This window comes from Cohnella pontilimi (assembly GCF_005049045.1).
Taxonomy (GTDB): Bacteria; Bacillota; Bacilli; order Paenibacillales; family Paenibacillaceae; genus Cohnella; species Cohnella pontilimi.
The window spans coordinates 599,248-616,800 of the sequence record NZ_SUPK01000001.1; the positions used below are offsets into that span (position 1 = coordinate 599,248).

General features: G+C 54.8%; 19 protein-coding genes. 3 read left to right on the plus strand and 16 right to left on the minus strand.

The genetic code is table 11. The annotated features are described in order from the left end of the window. Positions 1-84: 84 nt before the first annotated feature. From E5161_RS03005 to E5161_RS21325, 11 genes are all read right to left on the minus strand, one after another. Positions 85-1,440 (minus strand): Nramp family divalent metal transporter, encoded by a 1,356-nt coding sequence (locus E5161_RS03005; RefSeq protein WP_136776173.1) that lies wholly within the window; start codon positions 1,438-1,440, stop codon positions 85-87. A 261-nt stretch (positions 1,441-1,701) separates the two neighbouring features. Further along, on the minus strand, positions 1,702-2,934 hold the full coding sequence (gene rpsA / locus E5161_RS03010) for a 30S ribosomal protein S1 (RefSeq protein WP_136776174.1): 1,233 nt from the start codon (positions 2,932-2,934) through the stop codon (positions 1,702-1,704). Between the two features lie 155 nt (positions 2,935-3,089). Then, positions 3,090-3,677 (minus strand): lysophospholipid acyltransferase family protein, encoded by a 588-nt coding sequence (locus E5161_RS03015; RefSeq protein WP_136776175.1) that lies wholly within the window; start codon positions 3,675-3,677, stop codon positions 3,090-3,092. Between the two features lie 3 nt (positions 3,678-3,680). Further along, positions 3,681-4,388: a (d)CMP kinase gene (cmk, locus tag E5161_RS03020; RefSeq protein WP_136776176.1), complete on the minus strand. Its 708-nt coding sequence runs from the start codon at positions 4,386-4,388 to the stop codon at positions 3,681-3,683. Between the two features lie 360 nt (positions 4,389-4,748). Then, the gene (locus E5161_RS03025; protein ID WP_169306561.1) at positions 4,749-5,402 is read right to left on the minus strand and encodes a flagellar brake protein; all 654 of its coding nucleotides are present in this window, start codon (positions 5,400-5,402) and stop codon (positions 4,749-4,751) included. 75 nt (positions 5,403-5,477) lie between these two features. Further along, complete coding sequence (gene ypeB / locus E5161_RS03030) at positions 5,478-6,842, minus strand: germination protein YpeB (RefSeq protein WP_136776178.1); 1,365 nt, start codon at positions 6,840-6,842, stop codon at positions 5,478-5,480. A 105-nt stretch (positions 6,843-6,947) separates the two neighbouring features. After that, a complete protein-coding gene (locus tag E5161_RS20660) occupies positions 6,948-7,109 on the minus strand; it encodes a hypothetical protein (protein WP_169306562.1) in 162 nt (53 codons plus the stop codon). 55 nt (positions 7,110-7,164) lie between these two features. After that, the gene (prsW, locus tag E5161_RS03035; protein WP_136776179.1) at positions 7,165-7,857 is read right to left on the minus strand and encodes a glutamic-type intramembrane protease PrsW; all 693 of its coding nucleotides are present in this window, start codon (positions 7,855-7,857) and stop codon (positions 7,165-7,167) included. Positions 7,858-8,029: 172 nt separating this feature from the next. After that, positions 8,030-8,626: a genetic competence negative regulator gene (locus E5161_RS03040; protein ID WP_136776180.1), complete on the minus strand. Its 597-nt coding sequence runs from the start codon at positions 8,624-8,626 to the stop codon at positions 8,030-8,032. A 192-nt stretch (positions 8,627-8,818) separates the two neighbouring features. Further along, on the minus strand, positions 8,819-9,175 hold the full coding sequence (locus E5161_RS03045) for a hypothetical protein (protein WP_136776181.1): 357 nt from the start codon (positions 9,173-9,175) through the stop codon (positions 8,819-8,821). Between the two features lie 119 nt (positions 9,176-9,294). Further along, the gene (locus tag E5161_RS21325) at positions 9,295-9,591 is read right to left on the minus strand and encodes a hypothetical protein (RefSeq protein WP_342773806.1); all 297 of its coding nucleotides are present in this window, start codon (positions 9,589-9,591) and stop codon (positions 9,295-9,297) included. A 31-nt stretch (positions 9,592-9,622) separates the two neighbouring features. On the opposite strand from E5161_RS21325, the gene E5161_RS03050 reads away from it, so the two are divergent. Beyond that, positions 9,623-10,255: a polysaccharide deacetylase family protein gene (locus E5161_RS03050; RefSeq protein ID WP_342773807.1), complete on the plus strand. Its 633-nt coding sequence runs from the start codon at positions 9,623-9,625 to the stop codon at positions 10,253-10,255. A 56-nt stretch (positions 10,256-10,311) separates the two neighbouring features. Here the strand turns inward: E5161_RS03050 and E5161_RS03055 are convergent, their stop codons facing one another. Together E5161_RS03055 and E5161_RS03060 are read right to left on the minus strand one after the other, a co-directional pair. Continuing rightward, on the minus strand, positions 10,312-10,608 hold the full coding sequence (locus E5161_RS03055) for a hypothetical protein (protein WP_136776183.1): 297 nt from the start codon (positions 10,606-10,608) through the stop codon (positions 10,312-10,314). Next, the gene (locus E5161_RS03060) at positions 10,605-11,201 is read right to left on the minus strand and encodes a CPBP family intramembrane glutamic endopeptidase (RefSeq protein WP_136776184.1); all 597 of its coding nucleotides are present in this window, start codon (positions 11,199-11,201) and stop codon (positions 10,605-10,607) included. The genes E5161_RS03055 and E5161_RS03060 overlap by 4 nt, the downstream gene beginning before the upstream one ends. A gap of 105 nt (positions 11,202-11,306) precedes the next feature. Here E5161_RS03060 and E5161_RS03065 point away from each other — a divergent pair, with 105 nt between their 5' ends. Then, the gene (locus E5161_RS03065; protein WP_136776185.1) at positions 11,307-12,230 is read left to right on the plus strand and encodes a hypothetical protein; all 924 of its coding nucleotides are present in this window, start codon (positions 11,307-11,309) and stop codon (positions 12,228-12,230) included. A 205-nt stretch (positions 12,231-12,435) separates the two neighbouring features. After that, positions 12,436-14,028, plus strand: coding sequence for a phosphoglycerate dehydrogenase (serA, locus tag E5161_RS03070; protein WP_136776186.1), 1,593 nt, complete (start codon positions 12,436-12,438; stop codon positions 14,026-14,028). A 31-nt stretch (positions 14,029-14,059) separates the two neighbouring features. Here serA and E5161_RS03075 read toward each other — a convergent pair whose 3' ends face one another. From E5161_RS03075 to E5161_RS03085, 3 genes are read right to left on the minus strand one after another with little or no spacing between them, the layout of a single operon-like run. Beyond that, the gene (locus E5161_RS03075) at positions 14,060-15,334 is read right to left on the minus strand and encodes an MFS transporter (RefSeq protein WP_136776187.1); all 1,275 of its coding nucleotides are present in this window, start codon (positions 15,332-15,334) and stop codon (positions 14,060-14,062) included. 38 nt (positions 15,335-15,372) lie between these two features. Continuing rightward, positions 15,373-16,830 carry a HAMP domain-containing sensor histidine kinase gene (locus E5161_RS03080; RefSeq protein WP_136776188.1) on the minus strand — a complete coding sequence of 486 codons (1,458 nt, stop codon included), beginning with the start codon at positions 16,828-16,830 and terminating at the stop codon, positions 15,373-15,375. 3 nt (positions 16,831-16,833) lie between these two features. Then, positions 16,834-17,547 (minus strand): response regulator transcription factor, encoded by a 714-nt coding sequence (locus E5161_RS03085; RefSeq protein WP_136776189.1) that lies wholly within the window; start codon positions 17,545-17,547, stop codon positions 16,834-16,836. Between the last annotated feature and the right edge of the window lie 6 nt (positions 17,548-17,553).

Consider the following 17,553-nt stretch of genomic DNA (forward strand, 5'->3'; position numbering starts at 1 on the left):
CCGGAAAATAGGAAACACCCCGGATTCCGGACATCCGGAATTCGGGGTGTTTCGTGTCTCTCGAATTGTGGGTCTGGCGGCCGACTAGGACAACCAGACGGCGATCGTCTGGTACAAGAGATAGGCGTTGAGTACGGCGATTAAACCGGCCACTGTCCAAGCCACGATTTTCAGCCATAGCGGGTTCACGAATACGCCCATTTTTTTCTTGTCACTCGTAAACTTCACAAGCGGGACGACCGCAAACGACAGCTGAAGCGACAAAATGACCTGGCTCAGTATGAGCAGCTGCGCCGTTCCGCTTTCCCCGGCGATCGCGGTCACGATCACGGCCGGGATAATGGCGATCATCCGCGTGATGAGCCTGCGCAGCCAAGCGGGCAGCTGAATGTTCAGGAAACCTTCCATCACGATTTGGCCGGCCATCGTGCCGGTAAGCGTAGAGTTTTGCCCCGCGGCCAACAAGGCCACGCCGAACAGGATGCTAGCCATCGACGAACCGAGGATCGGCGCGAGCAAATGATAGGCGTCCCCGATTTCGGCGATATCCGTGTATCCGGCCGTGTGAAATGCGGCCGATGCCACGATGAGAATGGCGGCGTTAATGAATAATGCAAAAAACAAAGCGATAGTGGAGTCCGCAGTGGCGTATCGGATCGCCTGACGCTTGCCGATTTCCGTCTGGTCGAACTGCCGCGTCTGCACGATGGAAGAGTGCAGGTATAAATTATGGGGCATGACGGTGGCACCCAAAATACCGATGGCAATGTAAAGCATCTCCGGGTTGCGGATGATTTCCGTATTCGGCACGAACCCCTTGAACACTTCCGCCATCGCCGGCTGCGACATGATAAGTTCCGCCACGAAACAAATGCCGACGGTTCCGATCAGCGTGATGACCATCGCCTCAATATAACGAAAGCCTTTGTTCTGCAACAAGAGAATGACAAGAACGTCGAGCACGGTAATGATGACCCCGTAAATAAGCGGAATGCCGAACAGCAAATTCAGCGCAATGGCCGTCCCGATCACTTCTGCCAAATCGCACGCGGCGATCGCCAGCTCGCAGAGGAACCAGAGGCCATAAGTCGCGCGTTTGCTGTAATGATCCCGGCAAGCCTGCGCCAAATCCCGGCCGGTGACGATCCCCAGCTTCCCGGCCAGCGCCTGCAAAATGACGGCCATCAGATTGGAGAGCAGAATCACCGAGAGCAGCGTGTAGCCGAACAGCGATCCGCCCGCCAAATCCGTGGCCCAGTTACCGGGATCCATATAGCCTACGGCAACCAAGTAGCCGGGTCCGGCGAATGCCAAAAACTTGCGGATCACCGAACCGTTCTTCGGTATTTTTAAACTCCGGTATACTTCCGGCATCGTCATCTGTGTTCTTTGGCGCCGCCAGCCGTCTTCCCTGACAAGCTGCGTTGTATGCTCCTGCATGGAAATTCACCTCGCTCGGTTTGTACGCCGATTTGTGGCGTCCAACTTAAAATGTTGCCTTCGATCAACTTTTTGATTAAAAAAAAAGATGCGTCTATCGGTAACCATAGGTTATGCGGCGAATAACGGGATTGTTCCCTACTTTTATTGTATACGCACAATAAAGTTTGTCAAAGGCAACATTCCGGCATAAAAAGAGCCGCTGCTCCGGTTTGCAGCGTTGGGCAGCCGGAACGAGCGGCATCTTAAATAAGCTTTGATTTACTTGAATTTGCTCAGTTTATCGCCGAACTTCTCGCCGAGCGTAAAGCTCATGCTTTCCGGCTCCGGCAAATTCGCGGATTCCTTCGGCGCGCGTGGTCCACGCTCCCGCTCCGGACGAGCCGGCGCTTCTTCCGTCTCCTTGATCGAGAGAGACACGCGCTTCTCGGCAGGGTTGAAGTCCAGCACTTTCGCTTGCACTTCCTGCCCTTCCTTCAGCACTTCATGCGGAGTTGCGATATGGCGATGGGCGATTTGGGAAATGTGCACCAAGCCTTCCACGCCCGGCGCGATTTCCACGAAGGCGCCGAAGCTGACCAGGCGCTTCACGACGCCGGTTACGATGTCGCCTGTGCGGAATTGACCGGACGCATTTTCCCAAGGTCCCGGCTGCGCCGCTTTGATGCTGAGCGAAATTTTGCCCACGGAAGGATCCACTTTCAGCACTTTTACTTTGACGGACTGCCCTTCGGATACGACGTCCGCCGGATGAGCCACGTGCTGCCAGGCCATCTCGGATACGTGCACGAGACCGTCCACGCCGCCGATGTCCACGAACGCTCCGAACGGAGTCAGCCGCTGTACGGTACCTTCGAGCACTTGGCCAGGCTGCAGATTGTTCATGATCTGTTGTTTTTGCTGCTCGTATTCAGCTTCCAGCACGTCTTTGGCCGAGAGAATGACCTTGTTGTTCTCGCGGTCGATTTCTTTCACTTTGACGCGGAGCTTGCGGCCTTTATAGCTGCTGAAATCTTCTACGAAATGACGCTCGACCATAGAAGCCGGAATGAAGCCGCGCACGCCGACATCGGCCACCAAGCCGCCTTTGACCACGTCGGCCACGGTGACTTCGAAAGCTTCTCCGTTATCGAATTTAGCCTGCAGGTCTTCCCAAGCACGGGTGCTGTCCACCTGCCGCTTGGAGAGTACGAGTTTCTCCTTGGCATCGTCGATGCTGACCACTTTGGCTTCCACTTCTTGACCGATTTGCACGGCGTCCGAAGCGTTCTCCAACTGAACGGATGACAGTTCGCGAAGCGGAATGACACCGTCATATTTATATCCAAGGCTTATGAATGCTTGGTTGTCCTCGATTTTGACGACCGTCCCTTTGACGGTGTCGCCCTTTTTCAGGGTTACGAGATTGTCCATTTCCTCCTGAGAGGACGTATCCTTGCTTTCCGTGACCGCTTCGGCGGCTTCCGTTTCTTGTACTTTGGTTTCATCAGACATGAAAATAACCTCCTCAGTTCTACCCCAACTTTATTTAAACCCGCTTTGCGGCGTTTAAATCTGATTTACCCGAACCCCATGATGCCCAACCAAATCATGCCTTTAAAGAATGTCTATAGTATGAGAGTTCGACTAGCGAAACATGCATGAGAGCATTATGCCGAAGGTTTGCCGGTCTGAAGCATTTCTTTGATTTTGGACATGATCTGTTCGGTGGCCTCTTCCATGCTCTCGGCCGTGCCCGCGTCCGCGAACGGCTTCATGTCGATAGGTGCCCCGTAGACCGCAATCATTTTGCGGAACATCCGATATTCGCCGACAATCGCGACGGGAACTACAACGGCACGAGACCTGAGCGCCATCGTCACCGCTCCGCGCTTGCCCATGCCGAGGGACTGGTTTCTCGTCCCTTCCGGAAAAATCCCCATCACGTTGCCCTGTTCCAGCAAATGGATGGCGGTCCGGATCGCTTCCTTGCTGACGCCTCCCCGTTTGACCGGAAAAGCGCCGAGCGCCCGGATCAACGGACCGAGCAGCGGAATGCCGAACAGCTCCGCTTTGGCCATATAGTGCACCTTTCGGGGCACCCAGATGCCTAACGTAATGGGATCTTGCAGGCTTTTGTGATTGCTGCATAAAACGACGGGGCCTGCATCCGGAATATTATCCAGCCCGCGGGTTTCCAAACGGTACATAAGTGCGTAAAGGATACGCAGCAAAAATCTGCAGAAGCGGTATATCATAGTCTACTTCTCCTCCGGCGAAATGGTTCGTGCAATCTGTTGTCCCCATTGCACGATCTCGTCCGCCACTTCCTGCGCCGTGCGGCCGTCTGAGTCGACAAGCCGGGCGTCGGGTGCGCGGGAAAGCGGAGCGATTTCCCTTTCCTCGTCCAGGCGGTCCCGTTCCGCGATGTCACGCTCCAGTTCCTCGAGCGTAACGCCGGGGTTCTCGCCCAGCTCCTGGAAACGCCGTTCTGCGCGTACGCGCGGCGAAGCCGTGAGAAATATTTTGAGCTCTGCGTCGGGCAGCACATGGGTGCCGATGTCCCGGCCGTCCATGACTACGCCTTTCTGCTGCGCCATTAACCTTTGCAAAGCGGCCATTCGGCTGCGGACGCCTTCGATTTTGGCGAAATGCGAGACGTTCCGGTTCACATCAAGCGACCGGATGTGCGAAGTGACGTCCTCTCCGTCGGCCAATACCCGTTGTCCTTCCGGGCCGGGCAAAAGCGTTATATCGAGCCGCTCGGCAAGCCTCGTCACTTGCTCCGCGTCCTCCGCCGTCAATCCCGCTTCCAGCGCTTTCATCGTTAAAGTCCGATACATCGCCCCGGTGTCGATATATATGTAATGAAGGGTTGAGGCGACGAGTCTGGCTACCGTGCTTTTACCGGCTCCGGCGGGACCGTCGATGGCGATATTGATGCGTGAGGGCGATGTTGACAAGTTCATCGAGAACGAGAGGCCTCCTACTGGCAGCTGCGATTAGGTCGGAAAGAAAAACAGGCAGGCTCGGCCTGCTTGGCGAAAAAATTATACCATAGCAAAGCCCCCCGATGCAAAAAGCATGGGGGGCTTTAAGGGTTGTTTCGTTCGAATGGGACGCCTTCCCACTTCTCAGTGGGGATGAGCCACGAACGGACGGCGGGAATTTGCAAGGCGCTTTGGCTGATCAGGAGCGCTGCGGCAAGAAGCCAAACGGCCCTTTTCAGGCGTTGCTCAATACGGTCCGACCACTCGGGGAAGGCGGAGGCCTGCTTTGGGGGTTTGAAGATCAGGGCGGGGTCCTCCTAACAAATCGGTCTAGCGGGATTATCCTTTATGTTTCTCAAGCTGACGTTCGAAGCAGAAGCGGATGATCCGCTGCTGGTCCGAATCGTGAATATCCCGGAACCGCAACATGACAGTGTGCTGATTCGGTTCTTCCGGGACAATCCGGACGACTTCACCCTCAAATTTGGCATGGCCGAGACTGCCGTTGCGATAATTGAGCAACAGCCAGCAGCTCAGCGTCATCCCCGGCACCAGCGGCCAGCTCCTGTTGCATCGAAAAGAGAGACCGCCGCCCCCCACATCGTCGGTCAAGGCGGTGAAACGCACCCTGTCCCCGATGCGGACGGCGATCTCCTGCTCCGCTTCCACACGAAGAAAATTCCGCCGCTGCTCCCTTTCTATCTGTTCCGTTTTCGGGGTGGGCACCGCAATAAGTCGTACAGGTTCTTTTTTCATTTCGGCAATCGCGGCGGCGAATTGGTACTTTACCCCTTCCGGCGTGAAGAAAAGGATCCGGAATTCGTCGCCGACATGCGTGCGGTGATACTTGCGGCTCTGTTCGTCCAAAGGGATTTCCAGCCAAATGAATTCTTTATCCATATCCGCCACTCTGGAGCGGAATGTGGTCGCCGAGTCCGGGTCCGTAACCGGCATCAACTGCATGTAAGTCGTTTGATTGATCTTCGGCAGCACCGGTAAAACCCCCATCAAGTAGGCATAAGAACAGGAAACGATTCCCGTTTTTATCCCCATTATAGCATGAAGGGGTCAGGTCCGGTAAATCGGTTTGGCCGTGTCGGGGATACGTTCTACCTTTTCTTCGACGCCGGTTTCGCCATTCATGTAGATCCGGTAAATGGCTCCGTTGATTTTCCCGGTAAATTCGTGACAGAGCACCGGCTGCCGGGTATCGTTGTCGATGACGGCCAGCGAGTAGCTTTGTACCTTCAGCTCCGGATTCAATCCTTTGGCGGCTTTCTCCCGGCTGATTTTCGGCTTGCCCTGTGTCGTTAGGCGCTGGGCGGCAAACACATGATCCGTGGCTTGAAGGCCGACGATTTCTCCGCTATCGAGCGCCACGCGGACCGTCACTTTATCCGGGTAATATCTCACGCCGCCTTGCGTCCTTACGAAAGCGAATACGGCGACATGGTCATATTCGTCATAGGTTACCGGTGTCATATCCCGATAGCCGCGCTGGTTCAAAAATCCGGATGCGCTGCTTTGGGCGGCTCCGAAGCTGAGTCTGCGGGATTTTACTTCGCGCGGATTCATATACCAGAGAAGCTGTCCGCCTTTTCGCGTGAATGCCATCTGGATGCGGTTGCCGTCTTTGCCGTCCGAGGTGACGGAAAAGGTGCGGAAATCGGTGCGCGCGCCGGATTCCGACACTTTGAGATTTTGAGATCCAAGTCCGCGCCGCCCTAGGAAATTCACGGCCCGATCGCGGATCTCGGCGGTTGACAAATCCCGTCCCGTCAGACTCGAAGTGGAAAGCCTGCGGCTGGCGGCCAAGGCGGCGGGACCGAAGTCCGTCTCCGGATAAGTGCCGATTTTTTTGTCCACCGTACGGAATCCGTCAATAATGGTATTGTCGTGAGGATTTTTCTCCGACGCCATGGCCGTTTCGACATCCATCCAGCGCAGACGGTTCGAAATGACCGCATCCTGCACCCGGCCAAGGTCTTGGTTAATGTCCTTCGAATTGGCATACAGCGTTTTTAGCGTCTTCACTTCATGCGAGGTGAGCGGTTTTTTGGTGAGATCGCGAACGGAAACCGAATAGGCGAAATTGTTGATCCGGGCGAGAAATTGTTCGGCTTTGTCAAAGGGGAGCAAGGCAAGCGGAAGCTGATTCACTTCGTTCTGGGCCTGGCTCGTCAGCCGCCAAACGTTCACAAGTCCTTTGCGCTGCATATCGTGGGAAGCCGAAGAAACGGCCAGCGTTTGACCCAGCTCGTCGTGCAGCCGGTTCATATGATGATTTAGGTCGTGAAAAGCGCGTTGATACTGGTTTTCCGCCTTAATCAAAATCGAGTTTTTTTCCTGATGTTCTTGATAACCCCAGATTGCGGCTCCGATCAACAAAATCGCTGCGACCGGAAACAAGACCGAACTTAAGCGTGCATACATGAAAAGCCGACCCCTTTCATTCCCAGACTCCGGTTTGGCGTTAGTGTGGGATAAAGGGAGCGGCTTTATGCGCGACCCGTGAAGAACCGCCGGCGCGGCGGCTTCTCAAGGAAGCTCTTCCTGAATCTCGAAATCGTGGACGTTATCGCAGAGGCATTGCTTGAATCCGGTATCCACACGTCCTCTTTCCTTGCGGCCCCGAAGCGTGAATTTTTCTCCGCAGCGATTGCAGCGAATGACGACTTTGATTCTGTCCTGGTTCGGCATGTCTCTCCTCCTGCTTCCGAGCGAGGTGTAACATAACCCATTATGGGCGGATTGCTCACGAATTAATCTCTTCCTCGCGTTTAAGCAGGCGGAACGGCGATACCGCGTTGGCGCGATTGACGCGCCGGATGCCGCGAAACCAGAGGACGAACATGAAGGGAACCGCCACCCAGATCCATCCTGTGGGGACGGACACCATCATATAATCGTACAGTCCATGCCACAAAACGGGCAGCAGCAGCGCTAACCCTAAGTGGTAGCGCACTTGCCGTCCGGTTGAAAACTTCGCGCGCCCCATCGAATATCCCATAAACACTCCGAACAACGCGTGACCCGGAACCGGCAGCAGAGCGCGAATCATTAAAGATCCGAACGAAACAGGCTGAAGAAAAGAATACAAAACGTTTTCAAGGGTGGCGAATCCGAGCGATACGGCCGTCGCATAGACGATCCCGTCGTACGGTTCGTCAAATTCGGTATGGTTGAAAATCATATGATATAGCACGAAAAATTTCAGCAGCTCCTCGACTCCGGAAGAGATGACGAAGGAAAATACGAATGGGGACTCGCCCAGCCACAACGTTAGACCGCGTTGTAAGATCATGGCCGGAAGCACGATCAGCACGCCGGTCAGGAACAGCTTCGCCACCATGGGCAGCGGCTCGGCATCGTAGCGGTCCTTCCAATAAAAATAAGCCAGCAGCGCAAGACCAGGCGCCAGTGCGGCCGCCAACACCGACCACAGCATGAGATGTACCTCCTTTCTCCCGCGGGCGGTGACATACGTTTCATTATACAATGCCCGGAATGGTTACACACCCTCTTCCCAGCAACTTCCGGCGAACAAAAAAAGGACATTTTGCGAAAAGCGTCACCGCTTTCAACAAAATGCCCTCAGATTGATGCAGATTTCCGCAGGTTCAGCCGAAATGATCGGCCAACACCTTCACCGCTTGAGACGGAATCACCAACTGCCCGTACTCCTCCAGCACCGCTGGAGTAACCGATGTGGCATCTCCGTATTCGGCGAGTACGGCGATCAACGCCTGATAAGCAGAGCTGTCCATGCCTGCCGGATCGAAGCATAAAATCCATTGCCCCTGATACCGGTACAACTGTCCTTCTTCCGTCAAACGGCCCGCCAATGTCTTGGCCGCGCCGATGGCGTCTTCGATGTCACGGAATCGATATATAATAGCCTCGCTTTGTTCAAGCGTAACTTCCAATTCGTAAACTTCTTCGTCCAGCTCGTCTTCCGAGGAAGCGTCGCGTTCCTGCTTGCCTCTTGTGACGATGACGACCATACCTTGAGCGGGCATGGCGAACACTTCCACCGCAAGGGGTCCGGAAGCGTCGAAACCGAGCTCATTGTAAGCCTGATCCATCATTTCGCTGAACAATTCATGCACCTTTGGAATTTCGCGCCACATGTCTTCCTTCTGGATCCCGCGTTCCGTCAAATCGTCGAACGTGAGGAAAATTCGAATTTTGTCTTGGCCGAGCCGTTCCATCCTCATCACAGGACCCTCCTTTGTGCACGATGGGTGATAACAGCGTATGATCGAGCATATAATGTGTGATTGAAATCTGCTTTGACAACATGTTATCACTTCTCCCATCGAAATGCACTAGGGAAAACCCACAGACAGGAAAAAACGGCCCCGCGTCCGTAAATCCGGAAGCCGAGGGCCGCTGACGAAAAGCCTGGATTATATGCTGTGCTGATTGTTCTGGGACAAGATTTCGTTGATTTCTTGTTTGACATGGGGGTCGCGGGAAGCAAGATGCTCCACCTCGTCGAGTCCGGCGGTGCCGGACTTCGAGACGGCCGAATTGCTGCTGCCCGCATGATGCGAATTGCTTTTGCCGGACGACGAACCCAAGAAGCCGCCGGAAAATTTCAAATCGATACCTTTTTGCATCACGTTCTCTTTCATGTCGCTCATCCGCTGCCTGAGCATTTGCCCGACTCCGTCGGCGATCGCGGACATGTTCCGGTTGCGCTGAATCATCATGCACAAAGCCGCCCCCGCCAGACCGCCCATCACGAAAGTCCCGAGTCTCATATTGCCACCTCCTTGTCTTTATCCTTATTGTGACCGGGTGAGCCTAGGTCATGCTCCATCAAAATAAGGAAGACGGTCCCGTGTCGAACCATGAAGGATGTGTTACAATCGGGACGAATTTAGATTTTCTCAAATTTACGGAGGTTAAGAACAACCATGACTCGACGACGCTCAGCTTCTCTCTGGACCACCACCGCATGCGCGGCGACTTTACTGATGGCATTGACCGGCTGCGGTTCCCAAAACTCGCCGGCGGCCCAACCGTCGAGTCCCTCCGCTTCTCCGGCCGCCTCGGCTTCCGCAACGCCTTCGGCAACGGCTTCACAGCCGGCCCCCAGCGCATCGGCATCGGCATCGGCCTCGACGGATACAAACGCCGCGAACCCGACTCCATCCGCTTCGTCAGCTCCCAACACCGTAGACACTGCAGCAGGAAAGACATACCGGATGAACAAAGCCTATAACATCGTGCCGATCGATAAAACGAAATCGCCGGACAAAGTCGTGCTGCTCACGTTCGACGACGGTCCGAAGGAAGAAGCAACGTTGAAACCGCTGCTTGACGCCTTGGATAAACACCATGCCAAAGCCATTTTCTTTGTCAACGGTTATCGCATCAAAGCACATCCGGAGCTTCTGAAGGAAATTGACGCACGCGGGCAAATCATCGGCAATCATTCTTATGATCACATCATGCTGGGCAAGGAGAAAGAACCTAAAATCCGCGATCAAATCGAACGCGTTCAAAGTCAGGTCAAAGAATTGACGGGCAAAACACCGGAATTTTTCCGTCCCCCGTTCGCTTCTTCCAATGACGCAGTGCGCAATGTGTCCAAAGAAAACGGCCTGTTGTTCATGACCTGGTCGAACGGCTCGCTCGACTGGGATTTGGGCAAAAAGGTGACGAACAAGCCACAAGCGGTTATCGACAACGTCATGAAGCAGCTTCACCCCGGCGCGAACATCCTGATGCACGAGCTCCCTTGGACAGGTGAAGCGCTGGACAGCCTGCTGACCCAGCTCGAAGCTAAGGGCTACTCCTTCGTCGACCCGAACACGATTGAAGTGAATGTGAAGTAAATAGACAACGCAAAATCCCCTTCACTCCGGTGAAGGGGATTTTTGGTTTAGTTTGCCTATGCGCCGTAATGCTGCCTTCCCCACCACACCAAGCCGGCGACGAGCCCGACAAACAATACCAGAAGTACGCGGTAAAACCAGCGGGTTAATTGGACTCGTTTAGACGGATGCACGGCCGCTCTGGGAGGCATACCGGTTTCCGGAATGCCGGACGCTGCCGCCGTTTCGGCGATTGCCTTCTCCAGTTCTTCCAGCGTCATCGGTTCGTCATTATTTTCTGCCGCCTCACTCAAGGCATGCTTCTTTGCATCCCGATACCGGCTCCATACCGAAGAGGTATCTTGGTCGTTCATTCTTTCTCCCTCCGAAAACGAATAATGAGGCCCATAATCAAATCGATGAGAAAATGCGCGGCAATAGGCGCCCAAATGGTGCCGGATTGAATGAAAATCCAGCCCAGTCCGTAGCTGATAGAGAAAACGAGTCCGGTCGGGATCCAATGCCGCAAATAGCGGACATGAATCGCCGCGAATACGATGCTGGTCCAATAGGGACCAATCGCATGCTGGATCGCGCCGCGGAATAAAACTTCCTCACAAATGCTCACGATCAAAGAAATCAACGCAATATGCCACACCGGCCTGGCCTTAAAAAGCCGCTCGTTGACGCCGCCGTCGTCGGATACTTCATCCGGCACCCAGCGAGAAATCGCAACATCCGCAAGCAATACCGCCGCGGCCAGTCCGGCTCCCCACCCCAAAAAATTCAAGCTGGACGGAAACTCCATAAGCCGAAACGGATTTCGACTCTGCAAAAAAAGCCAGACGGAGCCGATAATCAAAGTAAGCAGTTGAGTCAGATATAAATTGACAAGCAGCATCCGGTCGCTTAAATCGTCGACGGACACACTGCGAAGTTTCAATTTGCGCATGTCGAATTTTCTCATTATCCCTCTGAAAACCGTCAATTTTTGTATGTTCAACACCGGAAACTTTTTCTATACTAGAGACGACATTCACGACCAAAACCCGAGACATTCAAAGGAGTAATCATGGAAAAGCGTTTGAACCGTACCGACCTTGGCTTCTCACTTGCCTTTCTGCTTATGCTCGTCATCGCGATCGGAGCGTTTTTTTATGGAGTGAAAGTTGGGACCGAGAGAGCCGCAGCCAAACAGCAAGAGCAGAATGCAGCGAAGGACACCACAGCCAAACCAGCTCCGAACGCTTACCAGCAGCAAGATCTCGTGTCTTTTTATCATACCGTATTTTTGCCTTACCGTGAATTTCAATCCGATTTCTTCAAGGCGCAAAGCAAGTGGTCGGGAGATCCGTCCGCCGATTTGTCCGCTTCCCTGAAGGAGCTGGCGAAGACGGCCGACGCCAAATATGAAACGATCAGCACAGCTTATGTCCCGGTTTCCTCCCCGCTGCTGAAGGACGCGCAGAACGACTATCTCAAAAGCTTGAAGCTTTTCTCCGAAAGCTTCGCTTCCCAAGCAAGCGGGGCGAATAAAGCCGACGCGGCGAAACTCATGAAAAACCTGCAAGCGAATGCCTTTTACACGGACGGTCTCCGGTATGCGCTGTCCGGTCAAAACGCCTATTACCGGTCGATGCTCAAATGGGGCGCTACGGTCAACACGGAGTTTCCGGATGATTTCAAAAGTCCCGCGTCCTTGGATCTGAGCCGTTGGAAGACGCTGTCTCTCCTGGTGAAAAACAAAGTGATCGCCGATTACTTGTCCGAAAATGCATTGTTCACCGAGTTTCTGCCGCAGGATCTCACTGCACGGATCGACGAGTTCATCCGCTCCGGCCAAGCGGCCAAAATGAAGCAGACTTCGCTCCGCTCCATCGCGGAGCTTCTCACCGGCACGGACGCCGTCCGCAGCGGCGATTTTCTGGACAGCAAAACGAAACTTTACGGCCGCGAGCAGCTCCCCCAGCTGCCTTTCTTCGTACCGGACAAGTAATATACGCAAGTTTTCGTTTTTTGTCGCATATTGGATTGCCATAACATGTCTTATTGCTATAAAATAATAGGAACATCCGAAGTGACTGAAGTTGCGCAGGCCGCCCTCAATGCGCCGTTGTCCGCCCGGAAGCGGATGCGGAGCCGAGGGTGTTTTCTTTTTCCAGGGGGTCTGCAGAAAAGAGGATTTCGAAGGGGGATTTCGCATGTTTAAAGTGTTGGTGTCGGATCCGATCAGCGATCTGGGGATTTCGTTGCTGATTGAGGCATCGGATATCGCGGTCGACAAAAAAACCGGGCTGACCGAAGACGAGCTCGTGGGCATTATTGGAGAATACGACGCACTGCTCGTCCGCAGCCAAACGAAAGTGACCGAGCGGATCATGAGCGCCGGGAAACAGCTGAAGGTGATCGGCCGTGCGGGTGTCGGCGTCGATAATATCGATTTGGACGCCGCTACGAAACGGGGCATTATCGTCATCAACGCGCCGGACGGCAACACCATTACCACATGTGAACACACCTTCGCCATGATGATGGCGCTGGCCCGCCATATTCCGCAAGCGTATTTAAAAACCGTGGGCGGTGTCTGGGATCGCAAATCGTTCGTCGGCGTCGAGCTTCGCAACAAAGTGCTGGGCGTGCTCGGCATGGGACGCATCGGCAGCGAAGTCGCCGCGCGGGCCAAAGCTTTCGGGATGGACGTTTACGGCTACGACCCCTTCCTGACCGAAGAACGCGCGGAGAAGCTGGGCGTGAAGCTCGCATCCGTCGAAGACATTATCCGGGACGCGGACTTTATCACCGTGCATACGCCGCTTACTCCCGAAACCCGCCATATGATCGGAAAGGAACAGTTTGCGAAAATTAAAAAAGGCGTTCGTATCGTCAACTGTGCCCGTGGCGGAATCATCGACGAGAAAGCGCTGGTGGAAGCCATCGACGCCGGGATCGTCGCGGGAGCCGCATTCGACGTGTTCGAAGAAGAGCCGCCGGCGCCTGACCATCCGTTCCTTAGCCATCCTAAAATTATCGTGACTCCGCATTTGGGTGCCTCCACCGTGGAAGCCCAGGAAAATGTGGCGATCGACGTCTCCGAGCAGCTGCTGCATATTTTGCGCGACGAACCGTTCAAGAACGCGGTCAACATGCCGCCCGTTCCCGCGGATGTGCTCTCGAAGCTGGAGCCGTACTTTTCCCTCGGCAAAAAACTGGGCAGCTTCGCCGCGCAAATCGCCGAAGGTCCGGTCAAGGAAATCGTCATCAATTATGCGGGCGAGCTTGCGGACGTCGATACCCAGCCGTTAAACCGCTACGTCGTACAAGGCGTGCTGGCCTGCCATCTCGGCTCCGACCAAGTGAACGTGGTGAACGCTATGCATCTGGCCAAGTCCCGCGGCGTGAACATCGTCGTCTCCAAAACGCAGGCCACCAAGGGCTTCACCAACCAGGTAAGCGTGACCCTCCGCACGACCAAAGAAGAACGCTTGGTCGCCGGCACGCTGCTGAACGGATTCGGAGCACGCATTACGCAAGTGGACAAGTTCCCGGTGGACGTCGAGCCGCAAGGACACCTGCTCCTCGTTTCACACCACGACAAACCGGGCATCATCGGCCGTGTAGGCACCCTGCTGGGAACCAACGACGTCAACATCGCGACGATGCAGGTCGGCCGTACGATCGTAGGCGGCGCGGCCATCATGGTACTCGGAGTCGACAAAGGCGTGACGAAAGACGTTTTGGCGCAATTAACCGCCCTGCCGGACTTGAACAACGCGAAGGAAATCCAGTTGTACTAATTCGTCGCTGACGACAAAACCTCCCGTCCGTTTACACGGCGGGAGGTTTTTGCGTCAGCGTCTGTTTGACCCTGACAGAATTGCGCCTTGTGACTAAGCCGATCATGCCGAACTGCATCGCGGCCGTCACGACCAGCACGATCGGCAGCGCAGGAGACTCCGGATTGCCTACGAAGAGAATCAGCAAATAAATCGAGATCACTCGGCCGGTATTCAAGAACACTTCGCGCAGCACCACCGACTCGATGCGAAAGTGCCCTTTCAGCGGTAAAAAGTCCATCATCCGGTAGTAGTAAGACGTCAACGTGTTAATGGTCAACGGATTAAATAACGAAAATATGACCATGAACGATATGACCGTCCACGTGTTTACGCCCGCCATCAGCACAGACGCGGCCATGAAGACGAAAGCCGAAGACAAGAACAGCTCGGTGCGCACCCGGCTCCGGTCTTTTTGCCTGGAGATGAGGAACCCCGTCAAAATCGTGAGCAAAGAGAACAAGACGGCAAGCAGTCCCACCCAGTCCTCCCTCTTCACGGCTTGGAAAAGCAATATATTCGGGAGAAAGAGCATAATGCCCTGAAACAGTCCGAGAAAAACGAAGCTGAACAGCGATTTCAACCAGGTCGGCTCGCGCTTCATCATCAGAACGGTGAACTTCAAATAATAGGTGCGCCGGTTGGATTCGATTTTGCGTATTTTCGTGCTGAAGAGCGATGCGACGGCGAACAAGGCGCACGCGACGGCGAACGTAATCATGTAACCGTGCAATCCCTCGAACCGGCTGATCAGAAATCCCGAGATCGCCGGACCGGCCAATCCCGCCGAGTTAAACACGATCATGTTGACCGCCAAAAATTTGGCCCGGTTTTCTTCATTCGTGACGTCGTACATCAGGACCAAATACCCCGTCCAGTAGAGCCCCAGCGCCGTTCCGTTAAATAGAGCAAACCATGGATAATAAGTTACGACCTGCTCCCTCGCGAAAACGACGATCAGAAAAAATACGGCGATCAGCACGATGCCCAGCCGGTAAGTCACCATCCGGTCTTTCTTTTTGGCGATCCATCCCCCCAGGGCGAAGGCGACAGGTGTCATTCCGTAGACGATGATGTTGAATACGCCGTTTATCCACAAATTCTCCGTCAGCCGCCATAAGTACAAGTTCAGGAACAGCCCCGACATGGAAGCCCCGATTTGAAAGCATCCGTGAATAAAAAGGGCCACATAGGCTTCCTTGGATAAACCATTCTTCGCCCCATTATTGCCGGCAAAGGTTGCAATCCATCGTTGTCTTAAGCTCATGCCGGTTTCCCTCCCCGACGCAAATCTCCATCCCCATATTATCTATTAAGCGTTGAACCTGTCGTTGCTCTTTTGCTGCTCATCGGTAAGGAGATCGTGAACCGGGTGCCGCGGCCGGGCTCGCTTTCCGCCCGGATTTTGCCTCCGTGCGCTTCCACCAGGTTTTTGACGATGGCAAGGCCGAGTCCCGTTCCGCCGCCGCCCTTGGTCTCGCGCTTCCGGGCTTTGTCCGCTTTGTAAAACCGTTCGAAAATATAAGGCAGGTCTTCCGGCGGAATGCCTTGTCCTTCATCCTCCACCGTCAATTCCAGTACCGGCCCGCGCGATCCGGATTTGCGTTCCACGCCCATCCGGATCGACGCACCGGAAGGCGTATGGCGAATCGCGTTGTCCAGCAAATTCGTCATCACCTGTTCGAGACGGTCGGGATCCGCCGCCTGAAGCTGAAGGGCAGCATCTTCCTCCATTCGGGTGAGTGTGATCCCCGCATCCTTCGCAAGCACGGAAAATTTTCGGTAGACGCGGCTCATGAGGGCGTTCACATCGACCGGCTGAAACGTCATTTCGAGATAGCCGGCTTCCATTCTCGCCAAGTCCAGCAAGTCTTTCACCAGACGCCCCATCCGCAGCGACTCGTCGTGAATGACCTGCACAAGCTCTTTGCGTTCCTCGGGAGAACCGGCGATATCGTCCAGCAGCGCTTCGCTGTAACCTTGCACCATGGACAGCGGCGTCCGGATTTCATGGGATACGTTAGCCACGAAATCTTTGCGCATCTTGTCGATGCGGAATTCTTCCGTCACGTCCCGAAACACCGCGACCGCGCCGCGCACCTCGTCCGTCGCCGCAAGCGGCGTCATCACCACCGACCATACGCCGCTTTGGACATGGATTTTGTCCGTCAGCTCTCTGCCGGTCGACAACACTCTTTGGAATGTGTCCCGCAGAGGAACGGGCACAAGACCGAGCTGCTCGGTCGCTTCCTCTTCCCAATGAACCGCACTCCATTCGTCGAGCAGATGATCGCCCTGCGGATTGGTGAGGATGACGCCGCCGTCCGCGTCGAACGAGATGACCGCGTCGGTCATGCTTCGGAGCACGCTGCTCAAGTGGTCCCTTTCGTGCTGCAAATCCCGGATCAAGGCGTTGAGCTCCGACGCCATCTGGTTAAACGTATTCGCCAGTTCGCCGATTTCGTCCGAAGACCGGATCGCCACCCGAGCGGCATAGTCACCCTGCGAGACGCGGTCCGCCGCCTCTTTCATCTCTCTGAGCGGCTGGGTAATTTTCGTGAGCAGGAAAAAGGCAAAAAAGGTCGTCAGCAAAAAGCCCACGACCCCCGTATAAATGAACAAATGTTTGATTCTGTTCGTGTCCGCCAGCTGCAGATCGCCGACATACTGCATCAGGAACACGCCTACCGTAATGATAACCACCGCGACGAGGGCGATGATGGTCAGCCACAGTTTGCCGACGACCGTTCTCCAAATCGCCATCGCTTATTTCGCCGCCTCCAATTTATAGCCGACGCCCCACACGGTCGTAATCATCGATGCGGCCTCGGCCGAGACGCGGTTCAGCTTCTCTCTCAGCCGTTTCACGTGCGTGTCGACGGTCCGCAGGTCGCCGAAAAAATCGTAATTCCAGACGTCGCGGAGCAGCTCCTCGCGGGAGAACACCTTATCCGGAGAACTCGCCAAATAATGAAGAAGCTCGTATTCTTTGGGAGTCAGGTTGACTTCTTGGCCTCCGGCCGACACCCGGTGCGCGTCGTGCTCGATCACCAGGTGCGGGAAGACGATGTTGTTGCTCGCATTCGTGTCCTTGGCCAAAAATGCCGTCGCAGACGAGCGGCGTAAAATCGCTTTGATGCGGTAAATGACTTCACGCGGGCTGAACGGTTTGACGACATAGTCGTCGGCCCCCACTTCGAAGCCCTGCACGCGGTTCACCTCTTCGCCTTTGGCCGTCAGCATCAGCACCGGAGTCGCCTTCTGCTGGCGGAGCCGGGTGCATACTTCGACCCCGTCGATCCCCGGAAGCATCAAGTCCAGCACGATCAGATCGTAATCTTCTTGAACCGCCATGCGAAGAGCGGTCTCCCCGTCCTCGGCCTCCTCAATGGCGTAGCCTTCCTTCTCCAAATACATGCGAATCAAACGGCGAATCCGCTCTTCATCGTCAACCACCAAAATACGGTTGCCCGTACTCATGCGCAA